Genomic DNA, 8,480 nt, shown 5'->3' on the forward strand with positions numbered 1-8,480 from the left:
GTGTTACTGATCGGCAGCTTTCATCACCGCGTCCAGGGCCGCCTGGTAGCCTTGAGTGCCCAGCCCGGCGATCACACCATCGGCCCGCAGTGAGACATAGGAGTGGTGGCGAAAGCGCTCACGCTTGTGCACATTGGAAATGTGCACTTCAATCACCGTGCCCTCGAAGGCATTCAGAGCATCCAGGATAGCCACAGAGGTATGGGTGTAAGCGGCAGGATTGATAATGATCGCCTGGGTGCCATCGAGCCGTGCAGCGTGGATGGCATCGATCAGGGCGCCCTCGTGGTTGCTCTGCAGGCAGTTCAGCGTCCATCCCGCCATGACCGCTTTTTCACGCAGCGCGTTATTGACGTCTTCCAGCGTCTCGTAGCCGTAGATTTCCGGCTGCCGGGTGCCCAGCAAATTCAGGTTGGGCCCATGCAGGACAAGCACTTTAGCCTGGCTCATGCATCATTCTCCTTCAGCAGTTGGCGGCGATAGTGGGCAAATAGCGTGGCCGATTGCTGTGCTGCTGCCTCGCGTTTAGCGTCATCTTCACAAAAAAACTTGAAGGCGTCGACGCCTTGAAAGACGAACAGGCTAACACCGCTCACCACCGCAGCACCGACCTGCTTCGCCGCCGCAACAAACTCGGTGACGGCGGGCACGTACACCGCGTCAAAGATCCAATGGCGTGCCTCTACCAACTCGGCGGGCAGCTTGCGCAATTCTTTATTGAGACGGTGGGGGCACCCCCTGATAAAGCCACTGGTTTGGGGCAGCTGCTGGTCAGACAAGGCCATGCGGCAAAGCGCACGGTCATGATTGGCGACTCTTACAATGACTACCGCGCGGCTCGCTCCAACGGCACGCGATTCATTGGCGTCGCTGCAGAGCCCCACCCATCCCCTTTCCCTGCCGATACCGTGGTCATCAATGACCTGCGTCAACTGGAAGAGGCGCTGCTGAGCCTGGAATAATTGTTCGGCATTCGAACAATATGCTACATTGTTGCCTGACCAAGCATCCACCAATGAGAATGCAACATGGCAGATATTCTACAGGCAGATGCCCTGCAGCCTGATGACAGAGACTTTGTTACCGCCTTGGCCAGCGGCCTGGAAGTCATCATGGCGTTTGACGATTCACACCCCAGAATGACCCTCAGCGAAGTGGCTGCGCGTACCGGCATGAACCGCGCAAAAGCACGTCGATTTTTGCTGACGCTACATGCGCTGGGATACGTTAGAAAACAGCAGCGTTACTTTGAGCTGTCTCCCAAAGTATTACAGCTCGGTTACTCTTTTCTCTCTGCCAACAATTATCGCAGTGTGATCCAGCAGTATCTGGAGGATATTACTGCGCAGTGCGGGGAATCGTCATCACTAGGCATTCTGGATGGCGATGAGGTGATTTATGTCGCACGCTCCGCCGCCCCCCATCGGTTGATGTCTATTTCGCTCTCTGTGGGCACACGCCTGCCTGCGGCCCACACATCCATGGGCCGTGTGCTGCTTGCTCAGCTCTCTGAATCGGCACTGGATGCCTACTTATCGAGAATTGTACTCGAGCGCCATACTGAGAAAACGATTACCGATAAAGAGTACCTTAAAAAATGCATCAACAAGGTTCGTCAGCAAGGCTATGCCATCTCTGACCAGGAGCTGGACCCAGGCTTGAGGTCGTTGGCTGTCCCTGCATTTGATATGAATGGAAAGCTGCTGGGCGCCATCAATATCAGTACCAATGCGGCCAGGGTCGATATGGAGACGCTGCTTAAACACCACCTGCCGCTCCTGCAGGAAAAAGGGCGTTTGATCCGCTCGACGATCAGTGCCTAGCATTGAGCTTCAAGCTTCGTGAAGCAGTCGAGAAAAATGCGCGCACCGCCAGCTATCTTTAAAATATTTCATTCATTTTCATGAAGATAGCTGAGCAAAGCATATAACTGCTTGTGCTCAACTTTTGCACAAACATCGGCTAGCTTCTACATTGAGCACAGTATATGAACTAAGGATACACCTATCTCGTTAGCTCATGAGGAGCTAATCTTCACAATCAAGGAGAGATAACATGTTGAAATTTCTGGCAAGCACCGTCGGCATCATTTTCATGATTGGCCTACTGGTCGTCATAGGCCTATTGATGCTGATTTTCTAGGCTGAGTGCCATATTGCTCATTTTTAATGAATTGATGCCCTCCTAAACAAAGCACTGATATTTCAAACCATACTGTAAAGCAAAGGGTTGCCAAGAGGAGTAGGTATTCTGCAGACCTCTTGGCACACTTGAGTTTTTGTGGCCTGATTAAAACCATCGTGCCGCAATATGCTCATCCAAGACTCTTCTATAAGTTCTCTCCCCGCCTAACCTGCTCCACCCAACCACGCCAGCACGGCCTCTTTCGAGCGCTGTTCGCGTTCGGCATACAGCCCCAGCTCATCCTGCACCGGGGCGCCCAGGGCGGCTTCGAAGGCGTCGCGGTTTGCGTTACCGGCGTAAGCGCCGTTTTCACTGCCGCCCAGGTTGGATTGGAAAATACCGGCGGCACTGACGGGCAGAAAATCTTCATAGGTGATCGGCTGGGCCTCGACCCACCCCTGGGCCAGCAGCGATTCCAGGTCGGCGTGCTCGGCGCGGCCCTTGGCTGCCCGCCCGGCGTCGGTCAGGTGATAGTGGAAGTAGGCCAGCTGCTCGGTGCGAATCGCCTCGTGGTGGTCCGGAAACGCGGCGAACACGCGCTCCATGATGGCCTGATGGGCGTCATTATCCAGGCCAGCGGTCTGGGCACGCCCCTGGTTCAGCAGCTCATCATAAAGCGCCCGCCCTTTAGGGGTCAGCGCCATGCCGCGCTGCTCGATTTCGCCAAAGCGGGCGGTATGGGTGCCTTGATCGTCTCCGGCAAAGCGAATCGACTCTTCTAGCGCCTTAAAACTGGTTTGGCGCAGCAACATGGGGCACTCACGGCGGGGCGGCCCTTCGATCACCGCCTTGGGGTTCATGCCCATGCTCGGCATGCGACGCTGTGCTTCGTCGATATCCAGGGTTCTGGGCGTCAGGTGGTTGATGTGCGGCCCCTTGAAACACACCACATCGGCAATCAGGCGATGCTCGTCGTGCAGCGCCTGGTAGGTTTCCAGATCGACGGTCGCTTCCTGATGCCAGCGGAAGGTTTCCAGCGCCTCGCTGACGAACTGGTCGGCCTCTTCACTGTTCAACCCGCCCTGGGTTTCGTGGCGCTGAATGAGCGCCCGCACCGTTGGGGTAAAGATATCCCGCTGGGCCAGAATCTCCTCGGCGCGACGGCGCAGCGCCTCGCTCTCGATCAGCTCCAGGCGCAATAAAGAGGTAAAGACCCGGAAAGGGTTCAGCGCCAGGGCTTCGTCTTCGATGGGCCGAAACGCCGTAGAGTGCACCGGCACGCCCGCTTCCGAGAGGTCGTAATACCCCACCGGGTACATGCCCATGACCGCAAACAACCGGCGCAACATGGCAAGCTCGGCCTCGGTGCCCACCCGGATCGCCCCGTGGCGCTCAACGCTCAGCCGAGCCAGCTCGCCCTGCGCCTCCAGCCGGTGGCGCAGCGCGGGCTGCTGTTGAAGGGTTTCCTGGTTCACGCGCTCGACCAGTTCCAGCAGCGCACCGTACTGCGGCACTTCCGCTTGATACATGGCCGACATCGCTTTGGAGAAACGGTCGCGTATTGCATCAGTAGTGATAAAGGACATGTTGTGGCTCTCTGGGGTCGATAAAGAACGGCAAGCGTCGCCAGCCTCATGGCCTCTTTATGACACGTGCTTGCGTTGCGTTCTATCAAACCGACTCGGGGAGCGAACCACAAACGAAAAAAAGCACTCAATGCATGCCAAAAAGGAATGCTTGAAGGCTTTTATAAAGAGCGGCTAGCACTGGGTACGCAACAGCATGGCGCCCAGGAGTGCCCTTTGGTAGGGTGGGATTCCTTACCGTCATTCCGTTGAGTGACGCTTGCCCAGGAGCGCCCGCGTTCACCATGCGCAATCTTCCTTCCATCACCGCCATGCAGTGCTTCGAGGCGGCCGCCCGTCACATGAGCTTCACCCGGGCCGCCGACGAGCTGAACCTGACCCAGAGCGCGGTCAGTAAACAAGTGGCACAGCTGGAAACTACCCTGGAGCACAAGCTGTTTCGCCGGGTACGCCGCAGCCTGCTGCTGACCCCCGAAGGGGCGATTTTTCTGAGCGATGTGCGCAAGGTGCTGACCCAGATCGAGATGTCCACCCAGGCCATCATGACGTACAGCGGCCACAGCGAAGTGCTCAACATCGCCACCCTGCCCAGCTTCGGCAGTCGCTGGCTGGCCAACAAGCTGCCCTCATTCATGGCGGCGCATCCTGGTATCAGCCTGGCGTTTCATGACCGCGTCGAGGATTTCGACCTGGAGCAGGAGAACATCGACATTGCCCTCTTGTATGGGCACGGCAGCTGGCCCAACCTGGCCTGCCACAAGCTGGCCGACGACCTCATGGTCGCCGTCGCCTCCCCAGCCTGGCTGGCCCAGCACCCGATTCATTCACTCGACGATTTGACCCAGCGCCCACTGCTACACCTTTCGACCCGCCCGGATGCCTGGCACCACTGGTTTGCCAGCCAGCACGTCATGACCGAGCGCAGCTACCACGGCACCCGTTTCGAAACCTTCCCCATGCTGGTCAGGACCGCCATGGCAGGCGGCGGCGTGGCACTGGTGCCCCACTTCACCGTGGATGAAGAGCTGGAGAGCCAACGGCTCGCCCTGGCATGGCCATACCAACTGCTCAGCCGCAACGCCTACTACCTCGTCTACCCCGAACACCTAGGAGAACTCGCCAAGGTGCGCCGCTTTGTTGAGCATGTGGTGCCGTTTGGGGAGGGATAGGCTTTGATGAGGCTGGGCAGATGTATGGAGAACAGCCTCCAGCCCGCCCCAAAATAGCCTTAACAGCACAACCCCTTACTACAAGGAACTGCGTAACATCAGGGCAGCCACCAGCTCCCGCGCGAAGCGTTGCGCAGCAGGCAGCGCGCCAAAACTCCATACCGGCGGTAAACGCAATAGCGTGGCGTTTTTAACGCTGGGTAAGTGCTGCCATAAACCACTTTTTGCCAGTGATGCTTCGACCCCGGCGGGCAGCGGCTCGACCACGACCAGCGTGGCCTCGGGGTAGTCGTAGAGCGCTTCGATCCCCACCAGTGAAAATCCCCAGGCGTTAGTGGGCCGATCCCAGGCATTGGCCAAGTCGATCTGCTCCAGCACGGCGTGATAGAGGCTGTTGTCGCCAAACACCCTGACATGACGGGCATCCATGAATTGCACTATCAGTAGCGGCGGCGTATCGGGGCGCTGTTGGCGAAGTGTTGCCAGCAGCGCCTGCGTTTCGTTGATGAGCTGCGCGGCCTGCTCTCGGCGGTCGGTCAACTCCCCCAGCTGGCGGGTGAGTGTGTGTATCTCTTGCCAGGTATGGGTGCCGGGGGAATAGGGGTAAAACGACGTGACCGGGGCCACTCGTTCCAGCCGCTCCGTCAAACCGGCGAACATCGGTGAAATGAACGTATGCGCCGGGGGCGACTGGGCCATGAGTTCGAGGTTGGGCTGCGACCGCAGGCCCAGGTCTGCAACGCCATCGGGAATTCCTGGCTCCCCTACCCACTCATGGTAGCCCTTGTGTTGAGCGGTACCGCTCAGCGGCGCGTCGATGGCCAGCAGCGTTTCGGCAATGGTCCAGTTGAGGGTGGCCCACTGCGCGTGGGCACTCGACAAGGGCAGCCAGCAAGCGGCCATCAAACAGCAGCGAGCCAGGAAAGAAAGCATCGACCGGTGGCACATGGCAGCGAGAGCATCAGAAAAGAGAGACCACATTTAGACGTCAATAGGCACTTTTTGCAAGGCATCACGAAAAAATCACACCCGCATATGCTAATGCCTCTCATTTTGTTTATCATATAGATCCACATCGGGCAGGTGGCCGTGGCGCCAACGCCAGGCGCTGCCGTACACAAAACTGGATCGATACCATGCCTCTCGGGAACACCTCCAACACAGCGGCCCAGCGCCGCAAAGCACGGCTGTTGCGCGCGATGACACTGCTCGCAATGGGCATGACGCCCGTGGCCACCTGGGCACAAACGAGTGCCGACACCCAATCCCTGGATACCGTCACCGTCACGGGCACCATCCCCACCTACGGCGATACGCCGCCGCCAGCCTTCGCCGGTGGCCAAATCGCGGCAGGGGGCCGCGTGGGCCTGATCGGTGAAAGGGACGCGATGGACGTGCCTTTCAACGTCATCAGCTATACAAGTGAGCTGATGGAGAACCAGCAATCCCAGACGCTGGGCGATACGCTGCAAAACGATGCCTCGGTATCGGTAGGGCTGGGCTTTGGCATCTACGGCGAAGCGTACAAGGTGCGCGGCTTCAACCTGACCGGTGACGACGTGGCCTATGGCGGCCTCTACGGTGTCCTGCCACGGCAGATTATCAACAGCGACCTGGCCGAGCGCGTCGAAGTCTTCAAAGGCGCCAGTGCCTTTACCTCGGGCATTCCCATCGGCGGGAACGGCGGCATTGGCGGCACCGTCAACATCGAGCCCAAGCGTGCAGGAAATGACCCGATGCTCAACCTCTCCAGTGGCTATCGCTCCGATGGCTACGGCGAAGTGGGCGTCGATGCCAGCCAGCGTTATGGTGAACAACAGCAATGGGGCGCGCGGGTAAGCGCCACGCGCGGCCGGGGTGATACCGCCATCGATGACGAAAACCAGCGCGATACCTCCGCCGTCGTGGGGCTCGACTACCGTGGCGAACAGGGCCGGATACTGCTCGATGTCGGCCATCAAAAGCTCACCCTGGATAATGGCCGTTCAAGCGTCAACACCGGCGTGGCCACCCAGGTGCCCGCTGCGCCGGACGCCTCCTTGAACTACACCCCCTCGTTCGGTGGAACCGCACTGGAAACCAATTTCGGCATGGTCCGGGGCGAATATGACCTCACCGACTCCTGGACCGCGTTCGCGGCCCTAGGCGGTAATCGCACGCTCGAAGGCATCGTGTCGGCCACTCCGCGCCTGACCGATGACGCGGGCAACGCCAGCGTCAACGACTTCGAAACCAGCAACCACATCGACAACATCGCCAGCCAGGCAGGGTTCCGTGGCTACGTGCTGACCGGCCCGGTCAGCCACGACATCACCGTTGGCTACTCCAGCGCCTATCGCAAGTTCGACACCGACTGGAGCTTCCTCGCGGCAGGCACCACCAACATCTATAACCCGGTCGATTTATCCCGCCCGGAAGGCACGCCGTTCGTGGGGGGGAGCGTGACGCGCACCCGCTCCCAAGGGGTCACGCTGAGCGATACGCTGGGCTTCATCGATGACCGGCTGCTGCTGACACTGGGCGCACGCTATCAGGAACTCGACATCGACGAGCGCCCCAATGCCGATAGCAGCAACCGCTATGCCGACCGTCGGGTCACTCCCGCCGTGGGCGCGGTGTTCAAGACCACGGAGAATGTCTCGCTCTACGCCAACTACGTCGAAGCCTTGCAGGATGGCGGCACGGTCACCGATACCACTGCGATGAACTTTGGCCAGCACCTGGGCATTGCCCGCGCCGAGCAGCACGAAGTGGGCGCCAAGTTCGACTACGGCAACCTGGGTGGAGGCATCAGCCTGTTCCAGATCGAGTTGCCCTCGGCTGCAGTCGTCGATGGCGTCGGCAACCTGGATAACGAGCAGCGCAATCGCGGCCTGGAACTAAGCCTTTACGGCGAGCCGACCCCCGGAGTACGCCTGTTCAGCAGCGCGACCTGGATAGACGCCAAACTCACCAAAACCCAGGATGGCAACGAAGGAAACGACGCCACGGGCGTGCCTGAGTACCGATTTGTATTCGGTGGCGAATGGGACACGCCCTTCATCGAACGCCTCACGGCCACGGGTCGCGTCCTGCACACGGGCTCCCAGTACGCCGATGTCGCCAACGACCTGCAGCTGGACTCCTGGACACGCCTCGATCTCGGCCTGCGCTACACCACCCCGCTGGGTGGCGCTGACTGGGTATGGCGCGCGGGCATCGACAACGTGACCGACGAAAACTACTGGTCCGGCGCCTCGACCTCCTTTGCGAACTACCTGGTCCAAGGCGAACCGCGCACCTTCAAGCTGTCGGCGACGGTCGAGTTTTAAGGAACAGCTGAACAATTCGTCGCTGAGCAGCTGATGCACTCAGTGCGGTCAAATCAACGAAGCAGCGGTCATTTTCTGCCCCGTTCGACCACTGGTTTCCCCTGCCAGCTGAATTATCCGGCTGGCAGGGCAGACTCAAGGCGCACTGGCCCCGTCAACTCGCCCCTAGCATCGTGTCGCCAGCACTAGGTTTTGTACGAAAAGTCATATCTGCTAAATTTGCCTATGCGATAGCTGCATAGGAGAACCGTCATGGTCGAACGTTATGAAGTCTCTGATAACGGCTGGGC

The 8,480-nt window shown here is 59.2% G+C and carries 9 protein-coding genes; 5 read left to right on the forward strand and 4 right to left on the reverse strand.

The window, feature by feature from the left end:
* Positions 1-3: 3 nt before the first annotated feature.
* Both aroQ and IE091_RS16360 read right to left on the reverse strand, forming a co-directional pair.
* Positions 4-450 carry a type II 3-dehydroquinate dehydratase gene (aroQ, locus tag IE091_RS16355; RefSeq protein WP_016915326.1) on the reverse strand — a complete coding sequence of 149 codons (447 nt, stop codon included), beginning with the start codon at positions 448-450 and terminating at the stop codon, positions 4-6.
* On the reverse strand, positions 447-785 hold the full coding sequence (locus IE091_RS16360) for a hypothetical protein (RefSeq protein WP_229800871.1): 339 nt from the start codon (positions 783-785) through the stop codon (positions 447-449). Before IE091_RS16360 ends, aroQ begins: the two co-directional genes overlap by 4 nt.
* Before the next feature lie 18 nt (positions 786-803).
* On the opposite strand from IE091_RS16360, the gene IE091_RS18470 reads away from it, so the two are divergent.
* The 3 genes from IE091_RS18470 to IE091_RS18705 all read left to right on the forward strand — a co-directional run bounded on the left by IE091_RS18470 (position 804) and on the right by IE091_RS18705 (position 2,142).
* Complete coding sequence (locus IE091_RS18470) at positions 804-962, forward strand: HAD family hydrolase (protein ID WP_229800872.1); 159 nt, start codon at positions 804-806, stop codon at positions 960-962.
* 66 nt (positions 963-1,028) lie between these two features.
* Complete coding sequence (locus IE091_RS16370) at positions 1,029-1,823, forward strand: IclR family transcriptional regulator domain-containing protein (protein ID WP_096921923.1); 795 nt, start codon at positions 1,029-1,031, stop codon at positions 1,821-1,823.
* A gap of 232 nt (positions 1,824-2,055) precedes the next feature.
* Complete coding sequence (locus tag IE091_RS18705; RefSeq protein WP_443089279.1) at positions 2,056-2,142, forward strand: small membrane protein YohP; 87 nt, start codon at positions 2,056-2,058, stop codon at positions 2,140-2,142.
* 206 nt (positions 2,143-2,348) lie between these two features.
* Here IE091_RS18705 and hglS read toward each other — a convergent pair whose 3' ends face one another.
* Positions 2,349-3,710, reverse strand: a complete 1,362-nt coding sequence (gene hglS / locus IE091_RS16375; RefSeq protein ID WP_096921922.1) for a 2-oxoadipate dioxygenase/decarboxylase HglS — start codon at positions 3,708-3,710, stop codon at positions 2,349-2,351.
* Positions 3,711-3,994: 284 nt separating this feature from the next.
* Between hglS and IE091_RS16380 the strand changes: the two genes are divergently transcribed.
* Positions 3,995-4,879 (forward strand): LysR substrate-binding domain-containing protein, encoded by an 885-nt coding sequence (locus IE091_RS16380; protein WP_189464135.1) that lies wholly within the window; start codon positions 3,995-3,997, stop codon positions 4,877-4,879.
* 78 nt (positions 4,880-4,957) lie between these two features.
* Here IE091_RS16380 and IE091_RS16385 read toward each other — a convergent pair whose 3' ends face one another.
* Complete coding sequence (locus IE091_RS16385; protein WP_189464136.1) at positions 4,958-5,812, reverse strand: iron-siderophore ABC transporter substrate-binding protein; 855 nt, start codon at positions 5,810-5,812, stop codon at positions 4,958-4,960.
* Between the two features lie 203 nt (positions 5,813-6,015).
* Here IE091_RS16385 and IE091_RS16390 point away from each other — a divergent pair, with 203 nt between their 5' ends.
* Positions 6,016-8,190 (forward strand): TonB-dependent receptor, encoded by a 2,175-nt coding sequence (locus IE091_RS16390; protein ID WP_189464137.1) that lies wholly within the window; start codon positions 6,016-6,018, stop codon positions 8,188-8,190.
* Positions 8,191-8,480: the final 290 nt, after the last annotated feature.

Source organism: Vreelandella hamiltonii (genome assembly GCF_014651775.1).
GTDB lineage: Bacteria > Pseudomonadota > Gammaproteobacteria > Pseudomonadales > Halomonadaceae > Vreelandella > Vreelandella hamiltonii.

What these genes read in the sequence shown, in the direction of transcription:
- aroQ (WP_016915326.1), bottom strand. Translation starts at nt 450, where the DNA reads ATGAGCCAGGCTAAAGTGCTTGTCCTGCATGGGCCCAACCTGAATTTG.
- IE091_RS16360 (WP_229800871.1), bottom strand. Translation starts at nt 785, where the DNA reads ATGGCCTTGTCTGACCAGCAGCTGCCCCAAACCAGTGGCTTTATCAGG.
- IE091_RS18470 (WP_229800872.1), top strand. Translation starts at nt 804, where the DNA reads ATGATTGGCGACTCTTACAATGACTACCGCGCGGCTCGCTCCAACGGC.
- IE091_RS16370 (WP_096921923.1), top strand. Translation starts at nt 1,029, where the DNA reads ATGGCAGATATTCTACAGGCAGATGCCCTGCAGCCTGATGACAGAGAC.
- IE091_RS18705 (WP_443089279.1), top strand. Translation starts at nt 2,056, where the DNA reads ATGTTGAAATTTCTGGCAAGCACCGTCGGCATCATTTTCATGATTGGC.
- hglS (WP_096921922.1), bottom strand. Translation starts at nt 3,710, where the DNA reads ATGTCCTTTATCACTACTGATGCAATACGCGACCGTTTCTCCAAAGCG.
- IE091_RS16380 (WP_189464135.1), top strand. Translation starts at nt 3,995, where the DNA reads ATGCGCAATCTTCCTTCCATCACCGCCATGCAGTGCTTCGAGGCGGCC.
- IE091_RS16385 (WP_189464136.1), bottom strand. Translation starts at nt 5,812, where the DNA reads ATGCTTTCTTTCCTGGCTCGCTGCTGTTTGATGGCCGCTTGCTGGCTG.
- IE091_RS16390 (WP_189464137.1), top strand. Translation starts at nt 6,016, where the DNA reads ATGCCTCTCGGGAACACCTCCAACACAGCGGCCCAGCGCCGCAAAGCA.